This is a genomic window from Roseburia porci (assembly GCF_009695765.1).
GTDB lineage: Bacteria > Bacillota > Clostridia > Lachnospirales > Lachnospiraceae > Roseburia > Roseburia porci.
The window spans coordinates 153084-171058 of sequence record NZ_VUNI01000003.1; the positions used below are offsets into that span (position 1 = coordinate 153084).

15 protein-coding genes and 1 tRNA gene are annotated in these 17975 nt (G+C 41.2%); 1 reads left to right on the plus strand and 15 read right to left on the minus strand.

What is annotated here, in order from left to right:
* Positions 1-72: 72 nt before the first annotated feature.
* The 13 genes from FYJ75_RS03295 to rimP all read right to left on the minus strand — a co-directional run bounded on the left by FYJ75_RS03295 (position 73) and on the right by rimP (position 13862).
* Positions 73-2166 (minus strand): polyribonucleotide nucleotidyltransferase, encoded by a 2094-nt coding sequence (locus tag FYJ75_RS03295; RefSeq protein WP_154428824.1) that lies wholly within the window; start codon positions 2164-2166, stop codon positions 73-75.
* A gap of 206 nt (positions 2167-2372) precedes the next feature.
* Positions 2373-2639: a 30S ribosomal protein S15 gene (rpsO, locus tag FYJ75_RS03300; RefSeq protein ID WP_154428826.1), complete on the minus strand. Its 267-nt coding sequence runs from the start codon at positions 2637-2639 to the stop codon at positions 2373-2375.
* A gap of 135 nt (positions 2640-2774) precedes the next feature.
* On the minus strand, positions 2775-3917 hold the full coding sequence (locus tag FYJ75_RS03305; RefSeq protein WP_235906992.1) for a C40 family peptidase: 1143 nt from the start codon (positions 3915-3917) through the stop codon (positions 2775-2777).
* Positions 3918-4006: 89 nt separating this feature from the next.
* Positions 4007-5647 (minus strand): Na/Pi cotransporter family protein, encoded by a 1641-nt coding sequence (locus FYJ75_RS03310; protein WP_154428828.1) that lies wholly within the window; start codon positions 5645-5647, stop codon positions 4007-4009.
* 2 nt (positions 5648-5649) lie between these two features.
* Positions 5650-6576: a bifunctional riboflavin kinase/FAD synthetase gene (locus FYJ75_RS03315; RefSeq protein WP_154428830.1), complete on the minus strand. Its 927-nt coding sequence runs from the start codon at positions 6574-6576 to the stop codon at positions 5650-5652.
* Between the two features lies 1 nt (position 6577).
* Positions 6578-7510 (minus strand): tRNA pseudouridine(55) synthase TruB, encoded by a 933-nt coding sequence (gene truB, locus FYJ75_RS03320; protein ID WP_154428831.1) that lies wholly within the window; start codon positions 7508-7510, stop codon positions 6578-6580.
* 9 nt (positions 7511-7519) lie between these two features.
* Positions 7520-8467 carry a DHH family phosphoesterase gene (locus tag FYJ75_RS03325; protein ID WP_154428833.1) on the minus strand — a complete coding sequence of 316 codons (948 nt, stop codon included), beginning with the start codon at positions 8465-8467 and terminating at the stop codon, positions 7520-7522.
* A 3-nt stretch (positions 8468-8470) separates the two neighbouring features.
* The gene (gene rbfA / locus FYJ75_RS03330) at positions 8471-8836 is read right to left on the minus strand and encodes a 30S ribosome-binding factor RbfA (protein WP_154428835.1); all 366 of its coding nucleotides are present in this window, start codon (positions 8834-8836) and stop codon (positions 8471-8473) included.
* Between the two features lie 14 nt (positions 8837-8850).
* Positions 8851-11595 carry a translation initiation factor IF-2 gene (infB, locus tag FYJ75_RS03335; protein ID WP_154428836.1) on the minus strand — a complete coding sequence of 915 codons (2745 nt, stop codon included), beginning with the start codon at positions 11593-11595 and terminating at the stop codon, positions 8851-8853.
* A 17-nt stretch (positions 11596-11612) separates the two neighbouring features.
* On the minus strand, positions 11613-11906 hold the full coding sequence (locus FYJ75_RS03340; RefSeq protein ID WP_154428897.1) for a L7Ae/L30e/S12e/Gadd45 family ribosomal protein: 294 nt from the start codon (positions 11904-11906) through the stop codon (positions 11613-11615).
* A gap of 10 nt (positions 11907-11916) precedes the next feature.
* On the minus strand, positions 11917-12189 hold the full coding sequence (rnpM, locus tag FYJ75_RS03345; RefSeq protein WP_154428838.1) for an RNase P modulator RnpM: 273 nt from the start codon (positions 12187-12189) through the stop codon (positions 11917-11919).
* Between the two features lie 2 nt (positions 12190-12191).
* Positions 12192-13364 carry a transcription termination factor NusA gene (gene nusA / locus FYJ75_RS03350; protein WP_154428840.1) on the minus strand — a complete coding sequence of 391 codons (1173 nt, stop codon included), beginning with the start codon at positions 13362-13364 and terminating at the stop codon, positions 12192-12194.
* Positions 13365-13394: 30 nt separating this feature from the next.
* Positions 13395-13862, minus strand: a complete 468-nt coding sequence (gene rimP / locus FYJ75_RS03355; RefSeq protein ID WP_154428842.1) for a ribosome maturation factor RimP — start codon at positions 13860-13862, stop codon at positions 13395-13397.
* A 192-nt stretch (positions 13863-14054) separates the two neighbouring features.
* On the opposite strand from rimP, the gene FYJ75_RS03360 reads away from it, so the two are divergent.
* A tRNA-Glu gene (locus FYJ75_RS03360) sits at positions 14055-14126 on the plus strand.
* A gap of 130 nt (positions 14127-14256) precedes the next feature.
* Here FYJ75_RS03360 and FYJ75_RS03365 read toward each other — a convergent pair.
* Both FYJ75_RS03365 and FYJ75_RS03370 read right to left on the minus strand, forming a co-directional pair.
* The gene (locus tag FYJ75_RS03365; protein ID WP_235906993.1) at positions 14257-15519 is read right to left on the minus strand and encodes a tyrosine-type recombinase/integrase; all 1263 of its coding nucleotides are present in this window, start codon (positions 15517-15519) and stop codon (positions 14257-14259) included.
* Between the two features lie 60 nt (positions 15520-15579).
* Positions 15580-16731 (minus strand): plasmid recombination protein, encoded by a 1152-nt coding sequence (locus tag FYJ75_RS03370; protein WP_154428844.1) that lies wholly within the window; start codon positions 16729-16731, stop codon positions 15580-15582.
* Positions 16732-17975 lie beyond the last annotated feature (1244 nt).

Genomic DNA, 17975 nt, shown 5'->3' on the forward strand with positions numbered 1-17975 from the left:
TTCTATCTTATGCAGAAAAACAGGGAATTGCACTAAAAAAGACAGGCGAAACCGCCTGCCCTTTTAAAAAAATTATTTATTTTCCGGAACATCTTTCATTGAGAAACTGATTCTTCCCATCTTGTCTTTTCCAAGGCACACAACCGTAACCTTATCTCCAAGTGTCAGTACATCCTCCACATGGTTAATTCTTTCTTTTGCAATCTTGGAAATATGAACCATTCCCTCTTTACCAGGAGCAAATTCGATGAAAGCGCCAAATTCTTTGATGCTTACAACCGTACCGGTAAGAATCTGTCCTTCTGCGAAATCCGTTGTGATGATTTTGATCATGTCGATTGCTTTCTGGATTTTGTCTTTATCTGTTCCACATACCGAAACTGAACCATCATCTGTAATATCGATCTTAACTTCTGTTCTTGCAATGATTTCATTGATTGTCTTACCTTTCTGACCAACGACATCGCCGATCTTGGAAGGATCGATCTGGATCTGTTCAATCTTTGGAGCCCATTCATTTACTTCTTTTCTAGGCTCTGAGATTGCTTTGCTCATAACCTCATCCATAATATACAGACGGGCTTCTCTTGTTCTTGCGATTGCTTCTTCTACAATCGGTCTTGTAAGACCATGAATCTTGATATCCATCTGGATTGCAGTAATACCATCATGTGTACCGGTAACTTTAAAGTCCATGTCTCCGAAGAAATCTTCAAGTCCCTGGATATCAGTCAGAACAACATAATCATCATCTGTATCACCGGTTACAAGACCGCAGGAAATACCAGCGACCATCTTCTTGATTGGAACACCAGCTGCCATAAGTGACATACAGGATGCACAGGTAGAAGCCATGGATGTTGATCCGTTGGACTCAAAAGTCTCAGACACTGCACGGATTGCATATGGGAACTCTTCTACGGAAGGCAATACCGGAACAAGTGCTTTCTCAGCAAGTGCTCCATGACCGATCTCACGTCTTCCTGGTCCTCTGGAAACTTTTGTCTCACCAACTGAGTATGCCGGGAAATTATACTGATGTAAATATCTCTTGGTTGTTATATTTGCATCCAGTCCGTCAATCTTCTGAACCTCAGATAACGGAGCAAGTGTAACAACATCACAGATCTGTGTCTGTCCACGTGTAAACATTGCAGAACCATGTACTCTAGGGATCAGATCAACTTCAGCTGCTAATGGGCGGATCTGATTGATTGCTCTTCCATCCGGACGTTTATGATCCTTTAAGATCATCTTACGGACAGTCTTTTTCTGATACTGATAAACAGCCTCTCCAAGTACTGCAAGCCACTCTTCATTCTCAGCAAACGCCTCTTCCAGCTTCTCTGTAATCTGACGGATGTTCTCTTCACGTACCTGTTTCTCGTCTGTGAAAACAGCTTCTTCCATCTGTTCTGGTGTAACGATCTCTTTCATGGCTGCAAACATTTCTTCCGGAATTGCGCAGCTTGTATACTCGTGTTTTGCTTTTCCTACTTCTGCTGTAATCTTATCAATAAAAGCAATGATTGTCTGGTTGATATCATGACATTTATAAATTGCTTCAATCATCTTGGCTTCTGGTACTTCATTTGCGCCAGCCTCGATCATGATTACTTTTTCTCTTGTAGAAGCAACGGTCAGCTGAAGGTCTCCTTCATCCCAGTCTTTCTGAGATGGGTTAACAACAAATTCACCATCTACCAGTCCCATCTGTGTCATTGCACATGGACCATCAAATGGAATATCGGAAATTGTTGTAGCAAGGGCTGCTCCGATCATTGCAACGATCTCTGGACGGCACTCCGGATCAACAGACATTACCATGTTGTTTAAGGTGACGTCATTTCTGTAATCTTTCGGGAATAACGGTCTCATTGGTCTGTCGATAACACGGGATGTAAGGATTGCATTTTCAGATGCTTTTCCCTCACGTTTGTTAAATCCACCCGGGATCTTACCAACAGAATACATTTTCTCTTCATATTCCACACTCAATGGGAAGAAATCAATTCCATCCCTTGGTTTTTCTGATGCTGTTGCAGTAGATAACACGGTTGTTTCACCATATTTTAATAACGCTGCGCCATTTGCCTGAGCACACACTCTTCCGATATCTACCGTGAGTGTTCTGCCGGCAAGTTCCATAGAATAACTTTTGTACATATTGTTCTCCTTTTCATGCCTGATAGCCTAAATTATTGCAGAAGGTCCGAAACTACTGAACAGTATACGGAATTCCATATATTCTTCAGTGGTCCCGGCAAGTTCTTCTGTCAATAGATAAGTTTAAACGAACACTTTCCTGCTTGCAAGTAAATGTTCAAAAAAAAATAGAGCGGAATAAAAACCCCGCTCTATTCATATAGCAATTATTTTCTAAGACCTAAACGCTCGATCAGAGAACGATATCTCTCGATATCAAGCTCTTTTAAGTATGCTAATAATCCACGTCTCTGTCCGATCATCTTTAACATACCTCTTCTTGAATGATGATCTTTTGGGTTAACTTTTAAATGCTCTGTTAACTCCTGAATTCTTGCTGTTAAGATTGCAACCTGAACTTCTGGTGATCCAGTATCGTTCGGTGTTCTTCCGTATTCAGCGATAATTGCCTGTTTCTTTTCTTTTGCGATCATGTTGTGATCCTCCTTTAATTTTCTAATCGCCCTGTATACTCAGCGGAAGGTCGGAGTGTCCATCGACCGAATATGGGCTAACTCATACTTGACTAGTGTAACATAGTCCTTATGTATTGTAAAGTTGTTTTTTTATTAGTTTCCAAGGACATTCGAAACACAGATTGGTGTCCGGTAAAATGCATTTGAAATGATAATACCAGTCGTCTCATTACTTGCATGTACAATCTGTCCATTTCCGATGTAAATTGCCACATGGCTGATACTGTTTCCACTTCCGTAGAAGAACAGATCTCCCGGCTGTGCATCCGACGCGCTGATGATTGTTCCACAATTCGGTTGTGCCCGCGAAGAATGTGGAAGATAGATTCCATATTTTGCAAAGATTGATAATGTAAATCCGGAACAATCTGCGCCATTCGTCAGGCTGGTTCCACCCCATACATAAGGATTTCCGACAAACTGACATGCATATGCGACAAGTGAAACCCTTGCATCCGATACACCGGATCCATATTTTAATTCCGTCATGGACTGTGCCGTCGGAAGTGTCTCGCTCAGATCAACAAATTCAGCGGAAACATATCCCTGCACATCATCAACCTCAACCTGTACCCATCCATCCTGAGCCTGTGATAACGCGGTGATCTGCTCTCCGTTTCCAACGAGCGCAAGAATTTCCGCATCTGTTGTTGCCTGTGTACGGACTCTTAATGTATCTGTATTCACAGTAGCAATCAGTTTTTTCTCTCCTTCTGCTATTGTGCGGGCCTCATCTCCCGAAACAATATACTCACTCTTTACATAACCGGTTACGTTTCCGGATGTAATCTGTGTCCACTCACCTTCTGTGCCTACGATCTCGCAAGCCGCATTCGGTGTCATCTTTCCAACAATGTCACTGTCTGTTGAAGCATTCTCACGAATATTCAATGTGTCATCTACAACTGCGATTCCAAGATTACTGTATCCGCAGATATCTGTATCTTCCTCCTGTGGTTCTTCCTGCTGACCTGCTGTAACCATATTTGTCTGGCTCTTCGCCACAGCAATCTCTCCCACACTTTTTTCTCCTTCATAGTCACTCAATACATTTGCGACTCCGGAAGTCAATGTTAACGGCTCTGTATTTTCAACGCTAAGTGCCTTTGCTGCTCCAACTGCAAAGACCGGCTCACTTTGTTCAACCTGCATATGGTTCTGAATGGTACCACAGATCGTGATTGCAGAAGCAAAAAGAATTACTGCGCCTGCTCTGATTTTCTTTATGTGCCTCATATTATCCTCCTAAGTACTTCAGTTCACATTTTGTCAGTATAACAATCGCGTCTCACATTGTCAACACATTCGTAACATCTTTGTAATATTTATGATACAGTTTCTTCATCCTCATCCGGATCACTTTCCAGAATAGAATATGCAATGTTCGTAGAATGATCTCCAATTCTCTCAAGTCCGGAAATCAGATCCGTAAACATCATGCCTGCAACCGGAGAACATTTTCCTTTTGCCATTCTCTTGACATGATTTTTCTGGAGTGTTCTTTCCATATGGTCAATATCATTTTCTTCACTGACAATTTCATCCAGCGCAGATGCATTTCCCGTTGTAAACATCGCTAATGCCTTTTTCAGAAGATCTACGACCTCGGTATACATTTCCAGAAGTTCCCGGTCTGCCTTTTTGGAGAATTCAATCTTATCCCGGTAACGCTGTGTTGCAGCATCTGCAATGTTCTCGGCATGATCACCGATTCGCTCAATGTCGCTTACCACATGGAAAAGACTTCCGATACGTTCAGAATCTTCTGTTGGCAGTTCATACTGAACAAGCCGCACCAGATAATTGGTGATCTCGTCATTTAAGAAGTCAATCAGATGTTCCTGTTCATAAACACCTGCCAGTTTTTCTTCATCTTCTTCAAAGAACGCTTCCATTGCATGATTTAAATTATCGATTGCAAGATTACCCATACGATTGATCTCATGAATTGCTTCTACAGCAGCTGTTGCCGGCACGAAAGTCTTTTTCATGCCGATGTACTGTAAATGATACTCGCTGTCCACTTTGTCATCACCAGGAATAATCATATTGGCCAGTTTAATAAACCAATGGGAAACCGGGAAAAAGATGACCGTCTGGAACACTTTAAACAATGTATCCGCATTGGCCACACAACGGTTGATGCTGCTTCCGGAAATAGCATAAAGAAGCTTTAATACCGCATCCATTCCCAGGAGCAGAATAATTCCAAGAATAATCATACCAAACACATTGAACATCACATGAATGAGTGCTGCTCTCTTAGAATCCTTATTTCCACTCAGACTCGCAAGCACCGCCGGTGTACAGGAACCAATATTACATCCCAGAATAAAAAACAGACAGATTGGAAGTCCGATTAACCCCTGTCCTGCCATCATAAGAATAATGCTGACCGTAACAGAAGAACTCTGAAGGATTGCAGTGATCACGAATCCTAAAAGAATTCCAAGGAATGGGTTACTTAGTTTGGCAAGTGTGTCTAAAACACTTGGGAATTCTTTCAAAGAATCCATCGCGGCTGTCATCAGGAAAATACCCAGAAACAGACATCCAAATCCAAGAACGATCTCACCAATCTTCTTCACTTCCGGTTTTTTGAAAAATACCATCATAACGGAACCGATCAGCAAGATATACGGTGCAATCGCTGTGAGTTTTAACGAAACAAGTTGTGCAGTGATCGTTGTACCGATATTGGCACCAAAAATAATTCCAACTGACTGTTCCAGAGACATTAATCCGGCATTTACAAAACTGACAACCATAACCGTTGTTGCTCCGGATGACTGAATCACAGCAGTAAATATCGCACCAAATACAACAGCAATAAATTTGTTCTTTGTCATGGCATCAATCAGACCACGCATTTTTGTTCCGGCGGCCTTTTGCATACCCTGACTCATGAAGTTCATTCCAAATAAAAATAATCCTAATCCAGCTACTAAATTAAAAAACAAGTCCATGTCTACTCCTTTTTAGAGAAATAGTTCTCTGCTTTGGCAATGTCACAATTCATCTGATGCTTTAAATCATCAATTGAATCAAATTTCATTTCTGGTCTGATATAGTGAAGAAACTGTATCGTCACAATTTTATCATACAAGTTCTGACAAAAGTCAATAATATAGGTTTCTATTCCGATCGGATTGTTTCCTGCAATTGTTGGTTTACACCCGACATTGGAGACTCCCTGATACCACTGTTCCCCAATAATCACCCGGGTTATGTACACTCCGTTTGGCGGGAGGATCTTCTCCGGTGGAAGTGTCATGTTAATCGTTGGAATTCCTATGGTTCGTCCAATCTGTTTTCCATGAATCACCCTGGATTTTACAAAAAATTCATATCCGAGCAGATGATTTGCTTTTTCAATTGCACCTTTTTTTATTTCTTCCCTCACAAATGTGCTGCTGATATCCCGTCCATCTTCCTGTATTTTCTCTAAAACGATAACACGATATCCCAACTCCCCTGAAAGCTTTTCCAGAAGTCTGTAATCGCCGCCTCTGTTGTGTCCGAAATGAAAATCTTTTCCGACGATCATGCATTTTACATGAAGCGCCGATACAATCCAGCGCACAAACTTCTCAGGTTCCATGCACATCACTTCGTTTGTAAAGGGACATTCAATCAGATAATCGACTCCTGTCTCTTCAAAAATATGATATTTTTCTTCATTTGTTGTAAGGACCTGTGCTTCCACTTTTCCCGTTTTTCGAGTCGGTGGAATGTCAAAGGTAAAGACAATGGAGCGATATCCGTTCTCGGCACTCTGATTCAGCAGATTTTCCATCAGAAGCTCGTGTCCTCTGTGAAGTCCGTCAAACTTTCCGAGTGTGATCGCGGATGGCTCTTTCACACTAAAATCAAGCGTATCTCTTATATATTTCATATTATTCCATAAACAATTTTACCGGTTTATATTCATTCGTCATTTTCTGCCATTCATATAAGCCGATAAATTTCTGATTCCAATCATAAAGTCTGTATAATTCTGCAGTATGTTCCGGTTGTTCTTTGACAAATTCCGCAGATATCCGGTTGCCATTGATCAATGGTTTTTCTGCCTCTTTTAACACGGTTATCTCAGGATATCGGTCAAACACATAATCTACCGGATAAAGTAATTCCCGAAATGTTTCATAGTTCCATGTTTCAGGTGGTGCCGCAGCCGACAATTTTTTCACTGCTTTCTCCACTTCTGATAAATGCAACGCCTTATCCAGCGTAAATCCAGCTACTTTTGTCCGTATTAAAGACTTCATACAGCCATAACAGCCAAGTGTCTGTCCAATATCATGGCAAAGTGTCCTTATATAAGTTCCCTTGGAACAATGCACGCGCATATGTACTTCTGGAAGATCCATACCCAGAATCTCAATTTCATATATGGTTACAGGTCTCGCTTTACGTTCAACCGTAATTCCTTTTCTGGCAAGATCACACAACTTCTGTCCATTTATTTTAAGGGCAGAATACATTGGTGGTATCTGATCATACGCTCCGATGTAAGAAGCAATTACTTTTCTCACCTGTTCCTCTGTCACATCTACGCTCGAAGAATTCAGGATTGTTCCCGAAATATCCTGTGTATCCGTGTCTGTTCCAAGTAAAAGAACTGTCTCATACACCTTGTCCTTTTCGGTGAGCAGATCACACACTTTGGTCGCTTTTCCCAGGCAGACAGGAAGAACCCCTTCCGCATCCGGGTCAAGCGTGCCTGTGTGTCCGATTTTTTTCTGATGAAAAATACCACGCATCTTTGCCACAACGTCAAAGGATGTAAATCCTTTTTCTTTATATACATTTATGATTCCGCTAACCATTTTTCATTCCTATAGTTGTTTTTTAATTTCTTCATTGATAAGTCCAATGATCTGTTCCGGATCACCATCCATTGAAAATCCGGCAGCTTTTGCATGACCGCCGCCTCCAAATTTCATGGCAATCTCTGCAAGATTCACATCGCCACTTGCCCTTGTGCTCACTTTAAAGCTGTTGTCACCAGTCTGATAAAGGAAAATGGCAACTTCAACCCCTTTGGTTACGCGCAGCTGGCTGACAATTCCGTCCAGATGTTTTGGAAGCACATGATATGTGTGCATTACCTCATCTGTCACACAGCTTGCAATCACCTTTCCATCCAGATAAAGCCGGCTGTTTAACAATGCATACCCAAGCACCTGATTCTGTTCAAATGTTTTCGCATAAAAAGTCTCATCGATAATTCTGGAATAATCAATTCCCTTATCCATAAGAATTCCGGCAATATTCATGGTCTTTGCCGAAGTACAGGAATACTGGAATACTCCGGTATCATGCACAATGCCTGTGTAAAGGCATTCTGCAATCTCTTTTGTAATCTTCTCAGGATCGAGCAGTTCAAACACAAGTTCACTTGCCGAGCTTGCCTCCGGGAAAATGTAATTCTGTTCCGCAAAAGACTGATTACTCAAATGATGATCGATACATACGGTATGACGTGCAGATTCAAAGTACTTATTGGCTTCTCCCAGTCTTCCGGCATCCCCGCAGTCCAGCGCAATAAAAAGATCAAATATAATCTCATCTGTATATTCACTGCGTATTTGGAATGAATCATTCATAAATTTAAAAATATTCGGAATTGGCTCAAGATAAATACACACATCAATATCCGGATAATATGTTCGGATATAATTATATACTCCCAGACAGGAACCAACACAGTCCCCGTCCGGTCTTACATGTCCTGCGATTCCAATCGAATGCATTCCCTGAATCACTTCATCAAGATTTGTCATTTTCTAGTCCTCTTTGATATCTTTTGTAACATCATCAATTTTTTTCGACATGTTTACACCATATTCAATTGACTGATCAAGGATAAATTTGATTTCCGGCGTATTTCTTAAATTAATGGATTTCGCCAGTTTCACACGGATAAATCCCTCTGCGGAACGAAGTCCGGCAAGTGTATCTTTCTGAGACTGTTCATCTCCAAGGACACTGATATATGCTTTTGCCGTCTTCAAATCCGGAGCGACTTCCACTGCAACCACGCTTGTCATCGGGTTGATCCGTGGATCCTTGATCTCACCGCGAATGATATTACTCAGTTCGCGGTGTACTTCTTCGTTTACACGAATATTTTTAATGCTGTTTTTTCTCATCTGATTCCTGCTTTCTATCTTGGTACTTCTACCATCTTATAAGCTTCTACAACATCAAGTTCCTGGATATCGTTAAATCCTTCGAATACAAGACCACACTCAAATCCGGCTTTTACTTCCTTAACGTCATCTTTAAATCTCTTTAATGATGCTAAAGCGCCTTCAAAGATCTGTGTTCCTTCTCTGCTGATACGTACGCTGCATCCTCTTTCGAATTTACCATCCAGAACATAGGAACCGGCAATATTACCAACTCCGGAAGCTTTGAAGATCTGTCTGATCTCAGCATGACCGATTACCTGCTCCTCGAAGATCGGATCTAACATACCCTTCATGGCAGCTTCCACATCTTCGATTGCGTTGTAGATAACTTTGTATAATCTTACATCTACGCCTTCTCTGTCTGCAGTAACTTTTGCAACCGGATCCGGACGAACATTAAATCCGATAATGATTGCATTAGATGCAGAAGCAAGAATAACGTCGGATTCGTTGATTGCACCAACTCCACCATGGATTACCTTGACAACAACTTCGTCATTGGAAAGTTTTACAAGTGACTGTTTTACGGCCTCAACAGATCCCTGTACATCCGCTTTTACAATAATGTCAAGTTCTTTCATATTACCAGACTGGATCTGAGAGAACAGGTCATCCAGAGACATCTTGGATTTTGTCTCTTCAATCAGTCGATTCTTGCCTTCAGCAATATAGGTATCAGCAAAGGCTTTTGCTTCTTTATCTGAATCGGTTGCTACGAATGTCTCACCGGCATCCGGAACATTATTCAGTCCAAGGATCTCTACCGGAGTAGATGGGCCAGCTTCTTTTACTCTTCTTCCCTTATCATCGATCATCGCACGTACTTTACCATAGCTGCTTCCACATGCAATTGGATCTCCTACATGCAATGTACCTTTCTGTACAAGAACAGTTGCAACAGAACCACGTCCCTTATCAAGCTGGGCCTCAACAACAAGACCTCTTGCATTACGGTCTGGATTGGCTTTTAACTCCAGTACTTCTGCTGTTAACAGAATCATCTCTAACAGATTCTCGATACCTTCATGTGTATGTGCAGATACCGGACAGAAGATTGTGCTTCCACCCCAGTCTTCCGGAATCAGTTCATACTCGGAAAGTTCCTGTTTTACTTTATCAATATTCGCACTTGGCTTATCAATCTTGTTTACAGCAACAATAATCTCAACCCCTGCAGCCTTGGCATGGTTAATTGCCTCAACTGTCTGTGGCATAACACCATCGTCTGCTGCAACAACCAGGATTGCAATATCTGTTGCATTTGCACCACGCATACGCATTGCGGTAAACGCTTCATGTCCAGGAGTGTCTAAGAATGTGATCGTCTGACCATTGATCTCAACAACTGATGCACCGATGTGCTGTGTAATACCACCAGCCTCGCGGTCTGTCACTCTTGTCGAGCGGATTGCATCCAACAGAGATGTTTTACCATGGTCAACATGACCCATAACACAGACAACCGGTGGACGTGGAACCATTTTGTCTTCCGGTTCTTCATCCTCTTTCAGAAGTTCTGCGATCACATCAACTTTTACTTCCGGCTCACAGATGTAATTAAACTCCAGTGCAATCTCTTCTGCTGTTTCAAAATCCACTTCCTGGTTTACCGTTACCATCTGTCCTTTTAAGAACAGTTTCTTAACGATAACCGAAGGCTGGATCTTCATCTTGTCAGCAAGTTCACGGATCATCAGTTTTTCCGGAAGCGTAATTGTCTTGATTACATCTTCATCCTCTTTTGGCTGCTGTGGCTGCTGCTGAGGTTTCTTTCTTCCGCCGTGCTTTTCAAGATTTACATAATTTTCCTGACGTTTACCGAGTTTATCATGATCCTGATGTTTGTTATTGTTGCGGTTGTTTCCACGATCACGGCTTTCCTTGCCTCTTACATCTTCAACAGAAGCTGCCTCCTTGTTGAATTTATCCATTTCCTTATCGAAACGTCCACGCGAATTGTTGCGGTCATTATTGTTGAAACGATTGCCTGAACCGTTATTGCGGTTATTATAATTGCCGTTTCCACGGTCATTGCCGCGGTTATTATTATAACCATTTCCTCTGTCGTTATTACGATCATTATTACGGTTATTATATCCATTGTTGCGATCACCGCGGTTATTATTTCTGTCGTTCTGAGGTCTGCCGTTTCCTCTGTCATTCTGAGGTCTTTGGCCTCTTTCCTCCTGAGTGCGTACCGGACGTGTCTCTGCCTGATTGTCATTATTGCCAGCGGTTCTTTCACTGATTGGTCTCATTGCACGTTCTCCAACCGGACGCGGACGGATAATATGACTTGCCGGATTGGAGTACGTATTGGAATTATCTCTTCTTCCTCCGCGCTCTCCGTTGCGGTCATTATTTCGGTCGTTGTTACGATTGCCATTTCTCTGCTGGTTATTATTCTGTCCAGGGCGTCTCTGCTGCTTACTGTACTGCGCATTAAATACTGCAGAAATGCTTGATTTCTTCTTTGGACGTTCTACTCCGTCTTTTTCTGTTGTTTTCTGCTCTTTTTCAGTAGTTTTTGCCGGAGCTGCTGTTTTGCTTTTTACCGGAGCTTTTGTGTACTTTTTACGTACCATAGCTGCAGCTGCATCTTCCACACCGCTGGTTGCTCCTTTTACTGCATATTCCGTTGTACTGAGCATGTCTATAATATCCTGTGATTTTATATCTAATTCTTTTGCAAGTTCATGAACTCTGATCTTTGCCATATATTACGTTTCCTCCGTTATTCAGTTTTATAGGTTTCCAATTTCTTTTCTACTGCTTTTGCAAGATTTTCATCTGTAATTGCAAGAGAAGCACGAAATTCTTTGCCAATGTAATGTCCCAGTTCTTCTTTCGTTCCAAATATATACATTGGAACATAATAAAAATCCGTCATATTCCGGAACATTTTTCTTGTATTTTCAGATGCTTCTTCTGAAACAATTACCAAAAATGCCTTCCCACTCTTTACTGCCTTCTCCGTAGAAAATTCTCCGCTGGCCACATGTCCCGATTTTGCTGCAAGTCCCAGCATGGATAATGCCTTATTTTGCAAGTGTTTCCATCTCCTTTTCGAGATTCTCATACACTTCTGCCGGAATTGCGGTCTTAAGGGATCTTTCCAGTCCCTTGGACTTACGTGCTTTCTTTAAGCATTCCGGATCCGGACAGATATACGCACCACGTCCGTTCTTCCGGCCTGTTGTATCCAGTACAACATCTTCTTCCGGAGTCTTGATCACACGAATCAGTTCCTTCTTTGCTTTCATCTCACCGCATCCAACACATTGACGCATAGGAATCTTTTTACTGTTCATTTTTATTCCTCTTCACTACCTGCAGCTGTCTCATTTTCTGCAAATGTTTCTTCATCTGCCTGAGCATCCTCGCTGTATTCCTCGTCTTCGTAATACTCTTCATCTTCGTAGTCATTCTCATAGTCCATGAAATCTCCATCCTCACGGGCTTTTGACTCACTCTTGATGTCGATCTTAAATCCGGTAAGACGTGCAGCAAGACGTGCATTCTGACCTTCCTTACCGATTGCAAGTGAAAGCTGATAATCCGGGACAACAACTTTTGCTGATTTTTCATCTGCGTCAGCAATAACTGAAATTACTTTTGCAGGACTTAATGCATTCTGGATCAGAATTGCAGGATTCTCATCCCATGTAATAATATCAATTTTCTCACCACGAAGCTCATTAACGATCGCGTTTACACGTGCTCCGTTCATACCGACACATGCACCGACCGGATCAACATCCGGGTCATTGGACCATACTGCGATCTTGGTTCTGCTTCCTGCTTCACGGGAAATTGCCTTGATCTCAACGATTCCGTCTTTTACTTCTGTCACTTCAGATTCAAAAAGGCGTTTTACAAGTTCCGGATGTGTTCTGGAAACAAGAATCTTTGGTCCCTTCGGAGTGGATTTCACTTCAACAATATAAACCTTGATACGCTCGGTCGGCTGGAATACCTCTCCTTTGATCTGCTCGCTCTCTGTAAGCAAAGCGTCAGCCTTACCGAGGTTAATGCTTACATTTTTGCCAACATAACGCTGAACAACACCGGTAACAACGTCTTTTTCTTTACTGTAATACTCATCATAGATCACTTTACGTTCTTCTTCCCTGATCTTCTGAAGAATTACGTTTTTGGCATTCTGTGTTGCAATTCTTCCAAACTCTTTGGATTTTACTTCAACCTGTACGACATCACCTAATTCGTACTTTGAATTGATCATCTGTGCATTTGGAAGCGAAATCTCCATTACAGGATCTTCCACATTCTCTACAACTGTCTTCTCCTGATAGCAATGGAACTCACATGTTTCAGGATCAATGACAACCTTAACATTATCGGATTTTCCGAAATTGTTTTTGCAGGCTGTAACAAGAGAGTTCTCAATTGCTTCTAACAGAGTATCCTTGCTGATGTTCTTTTCCTGTTCTAGTATATTTAACGCTTCTAATAACTCATTATTCATTATCTTATCCTCCTATATTGTTATCTTACGCTAAAAATGTATTGCCTGACGAATTAACGCAATGTCCGATTTATCGAAACTCATCTCTTCGCCGTCTTCTGTCTCAATGGTAACTGTCTGCTCATCGTATGCTCTTAACAGTCCATAAAACTCTTTACTCCGGTTAATTGCACGATATGTCCTGATTTCAACTTCTTTTCCCATGTTGCGGACATAATCCTTCTCTTTTTTCAGTGGGCGTCCAAGTCCTGGAGAACTCACTTCAAACACATAAGAATCCGGAATAAAATCTTCCTCATCCAAAAGAACATTCATCTCTCTGGCGACATCCGCACATTCATTCACTGTAATTCCGCCTTCTTTATCAATGTATGCCCTTAAATACCAGGTACTTCCTTCCTTCACATACTCAACATCCACCAGTTCAAACTTCATCCGCTCAATGATCGGAGTGATCAAAGCTTCTGTTTTTGCTTCATATACTCTTGCATTTGACATATTCTCTAGCACCTCTTTTCTAAATAAATTCGCCAAAACATGAATTGAGAGAGGACTTTTGCCCTCTCTCAATCTTGTCATCGTGTTATCAATTAGTATAATATCACTATCCGATACGCATTGCAAGGATTTCTTGAAAAATATATAAAAAAGCTCTTGCTTTTTTCATTTGTACATGATATTATAATACACGGTTCGTTGGTCAAGCGGTTAAGACGCCGCCCTCTCACGGCGGAATCACGGGTTCGATTCCCGTACGAACTGCTGACTGTTATTTTTAATAAACAGCCCAACCCGAGGAAACATCGCATTTTGCGGTGTTTTTTTATTGCCAGAATTCTTATCTTTTAATAGCTTAAAAAAAGTTTAACCAAAAGTTTAACCATGCTTCCGGTTATGCTTCTTTTGTTTCATTCGCAATTGCCCTTAAATCTGGGATTTTTTCTAAAATTTTTCGTTTTTGTTCAATACTCTTTCGATTACGATGATAATGTCGTTCCGATACATTTCGATCCACATGCCCCATCTGCTGCAACAAAAGATTATCATCTGCATTCGCATCCATGAGAATCGTACCATAGGTTTTCCTTACTTTATGAGGAGACTTTTGATAGATTTTAAGCTTTGTACATAATTGCTGCAATCTTCTGCGAACAGCCTGCGCTTTCATTCGTTCGCCATTTTTTGGTTGGATGAAGATGTATTCGCCAAACGGGTTCAGGAGCTTTAGTTTTGTCTCTATCCATCCTGTTTCGTCTGGTATTACAATATTTCGTACTCCTGCTTTTGTTTTAGGATAATCTTTGATTGTAGTAACATAATGTCCAGTTGCATCTTTATAACGTGTTTCAGTCCTACGCACCTTAATATAACCATCTTCGACATCTTCGTGTTTTAATGCAACAATTTCACCGATCCGCATACCAGTCGCAAACATAAGCAATATTGCCATATTATGTACATCCAGATTATCTTTTAGATATGTTACCATCTTTTCCGTCTCATCTTCGTCGTACACTTCTTCGTAATCTTCATGAATCACTCTTTTAAATTCTCGCTCCGAAACATCCAGATCCTCCAGCATCTCATCAACACTAAAATGTATCAGTTCTCGCTTTTTAGCACGTTTTAAAAATCCTCTCACAATTCCTTTAAGACTGGAAAAGGCCTTAGCAGTCAAGTCATACCGTGCAAGCTGCTTTTCTAAAAATTCCTGCCATTCCATCGCTGATATAGCTTTTATTTTTTGATTTGCCATCTTTTCCTTATCACGAATAAAATGACGTTCAAAAAACTGTACCGTTCTGAGATGTGTTGACGGAGATATCTTTTTTAGTTCCAACCTCCGATCATTCCATTCGTCAAAAACTTCTTTTACTGTCGGATTCTCTGCTTCTTCCTTATAATATGCAATAATCGTCTCTTCTAATTTTTCCCTTTTCCGTTTGCTAACAAGTTTACGCCCTCCTTTCCCATCTGGTAAATGAGTCTTCCAACTGCCATCCTTTCCTTGCCAAATCTTGTAAGTATGTTTGTTTAAGATTTCCTGTCTTTTCATTTTTTCAATCTTCGTCAGTACAGATGATACGTCAATTATACCCTCAGATACTGCGTATTGCAATAAATCCACACTAACCTGATTACTACTGATATCCAACAGTGATACCTCCCATATTTCTGTGATAGATTTCAAAAACCTCCTCAGAAAATATGGCTTTTATTTTTGCAAATTAATCTCTTTCTCTTCTTCCCTATCTTTATCCAAAATAAGACCATGTGCTATAGCATAAGCTTCGCCTTCCCTGATAAAACGTTCTTTTAGTGGCTGGTACACTTCTGTAAGAATCTGCTTATCATCGTATAACTCCATTCCAATCCGTTCCATCTCCTTTTCGCGTTTACTTTCCATAAGCTCAAGCTGAAGGTCACGGATCTGCTGCTGCATATCTACATTATTTTTCATTGTTTCCTGAAGCTGATCTTCCAGTTCATGAACTTTCTTATCCTTTTGTGCTGATTTTTCTCGCTCTTTATACAAATGCTTATTATTCATTTCTGTAATATCTCTTTGCACCAGGACTTTTTCATATTCTGAATTTGCACGCGCCCAATAATCTCTTGCAGATTCGCCTTTTTCCGGAGCAGGAAGTGTTGCATTGACATTCTGAGTCATAATAGATCTCGCTCTTTTTAAAGATTCAACACGTTGATAACCAGAACTTTCCAAACCACGTTCAAAGCCAAGGTGTTCTACATATTTTGCATAATCTGTCTGGACATTTGCCAGATCCCTTGGGCCGTTTATATACTGGTGATAACTGAGGCGCTGCTGTCCCTTTTTATCCGTATACATAGGGATAAATACCGCATGCAAATGCGGCTTTCCGGTTTCATCCATATGCTCTACAATCTGTTTTACATTTGTTTTCTGCGGTCCCCCAAACCTGTCATTAATAAATTTAATCGTTTCCTTTTCCCACTCTGCAAATCGTTTTTCATCTATTGGCCTGGAAACGCCATTTTCATCTTTCTTTGTTTCTCCTGGATAATGGACCTCAATCTCTGCTGCAAGAACCGCATCTTTTCGAATCTTATCCCCATCTTTAAACCGCAGATCATTTTTGTAAATAGTATCTTTTACGTCCTGCCATTCTTCTTCATCTACTCTTTTGTCCTGAATTGCTTCTACAACCTCTCTCCATAGATCGCAGGTTTCAGTCCCATATAAAGTTTTATTATATTGGGAAAGATTCTGATCAATATGTTTTCCAGTCTGCTCCCCTTCTTTTCTCTCATTATGTTTCATTGTTTTTATAATTGTACTTTTTGTTCGGATCGGAACCACCCGGAAGCAATTTCTCTCTGCCATAATTAATACCTCTTTCTGAAATTTCACTTTTAATATGGCATAAAAAATAGAAAAGAAAAAAGAAAATACATACCACTCAAAACGATACCGTTTAAACGAACGGTAGTTACGTTACACATTCTCGCACTTCTTTTCTTCGGTTTCCATAAACCGTGCCTCCCCGTAGTTCCTTTCCCTCCGCAATCCAGTCGGCACGCACGTGCTTCGCATTCCTTTTCAGCGTTTATCTTGCCTTCGCATTTCTTATCTTCGTTTCCCTTGCGCCCCTGTAATGGCATAAGAGGAATCAACGTCTGTGGGCGCACGTCTCCGCATCCCTTTCCTCGTATTTTCTGCAGTTTCCGTTGCTTCGCCCCGTATCACACGCCAGCTCACGCGCCGTGTGGGTATGGTATCACCACATGAGCTGGATACCGACTTTACCTGCCTTTTCTGTACTTGTATCATTTAGGTGATACGGACACCGTAGGAAACAGTACCATTAAGGTGATACCAGTGTAAAAGATAGTATCATCTTACTGATACCATTCTTTTCTCCATTTTTCTTATCTGTATCATCTTGCCGATACCGAAACGTACCACCTTGCTGATACGAATATAGATACACCCGCACGCAAAATCATATCATCTTAGTGATACGAAAAGCATCTGCGTGCACACTGGGCGGTATCACCTTAGTGATACTGTTACTATATTCCGCCCAGTACAGAATGTATCATCTTAGTGATACTATCTGAGAAACAGGAATCTGCAAAACCGTATCATCTAAGTGATACATATTCGTATCATAGGTGGGTTCTCCCCGTGCTGGGGCGGAGGAATATATCAACTAGGTGATACGGATATCCGCCCCAGAGTGTTGCAGGCATACCAGCTAGGTGATACAAACCGCATATAAGCCTGCAAGGAAAGGATGGGAAAACTGGAAAATATCAGGAAAGGTAGTGACGAACGCCGCACGATATATCATCTAGGTGATACGGTTTGTGTGCGGCGGAGACAGATAAAGAGAATAAAAAAAATATCACCCAGCTAGAGTGATACCTGTTTGATCAATAAGATCATATTCATTCCGGAGCAAAACGGTCGCACTCCATTACTCCATTGACACAAATAAAAACTTTTTCTCAACTTTTCTGACCTTTTCCGGCGGGCGAAGCCCGCCTTGTACCTACAGTGTAAAATCAGATATATTTGGATTGTCGGCACATCCGCCTGGAAGGTAACTGTCTCCGTCATCGTCA

Excerpts from the sequence above, each read along its gene's own strand:
- rnpM (WP_154428838.1), bottom strand. The coding sequence starts at position 12,189 with ATGAACAGTAAAAAGATTCCTATGCGTCAATGTGTTGGATGCGGTGAG.
- FYJ75_RS03315 (WP_154428830.1), bottom strand. The coding sequence starts at position 6,576 with ATGAAATATATAAGAGATACGCTTGATTTTAGTGTGAAAGAGCCATCC.
- rbfA (WP_154428835.1), bottom strand. The coding sequence starts at position 8,836 with ATGAGAAAAAACAGCATTAAAAATATTCGTGTAAACGAAGAAGTACAC.
- FYJ75_RS03310 (WP_154428828.1), bottom strand. The coding sequence starts at position 5,647 with ATGGACTTGTTTTTTAATTTAGTAGCTGGATTAGGATTATTTTTATTT.
- rpsO (WP_154428826.1), bottom strand. The coding sequence starts at position 2,639 with ATGATCGCAAAAGAAAAGAAACAGGCAATTATCGCTGAATACGGAAGA.
- FYJ75_RS03340 (WP_154428897.1), bottom strand. The coding sequence starts at position 11,906 with ATGCTGGGACTTGCAGCAAAATCGGGACATGTGGCCAGCGGAGAATTT.
- FYJ75_RS03295 (WP_154428824.1), bottom strand. The coding sequence starts at position 2,166 with ATGTACAAAAGTTATTCTATGGAACTTGCCGGCAGAACACTCACGGTA.
- rimP (WP_154428842.1), bottom strand. The coding sequence starts at position 13,862 with ATGTCAAATGCAAGAGTATATGAAGCAAAAACAGAAGCTTTGATCACT.
- FYJ75_RS03305 (WP_235906992.1), bottom strand. The coding sequence starts at position 3,917 with ATGAGGCACATAAAGAAAATCAGAGCAGGCGCAGTAATTCTTTTTGCT.
- FYJ75_RS03325 (WP_154428833.1), bottom strand. The coding sequence starts at position 8,467 with ATGACAAATCTTGATGAAGTGATTCAGGGAATGCATTCGATTGGAATC.
- nusA (WP_154428840.1), bottom strand. The coding sequence starts at position 13,364 with ATGAATAATGAGTTATTAGAAGCGTTAAATATACTAGAACAGGAAAAG.
- truB (WP_154428831.1), bottom strand. The coding sequence starts at position 7,510 with ATGGTTAGCGGAATCATAAATGTATATAAAGAAAAAGGATTTACATCC.
- FYJ75_RS03370 (WP_154428844.1), bottom strand. The coding sequence starts at position 16,731 with ATGGCAGAGAGAAATTGCTTCCGGGTGGTTCCGATCCGAACAAAAAGT.
- infB (WP_154428836.1), bottom strand. The coding sequence starts at position 11,595 with ATGGCAAAGATCAGAGTTCATGAACTTGCAAAAGAATTAGATATAAAA.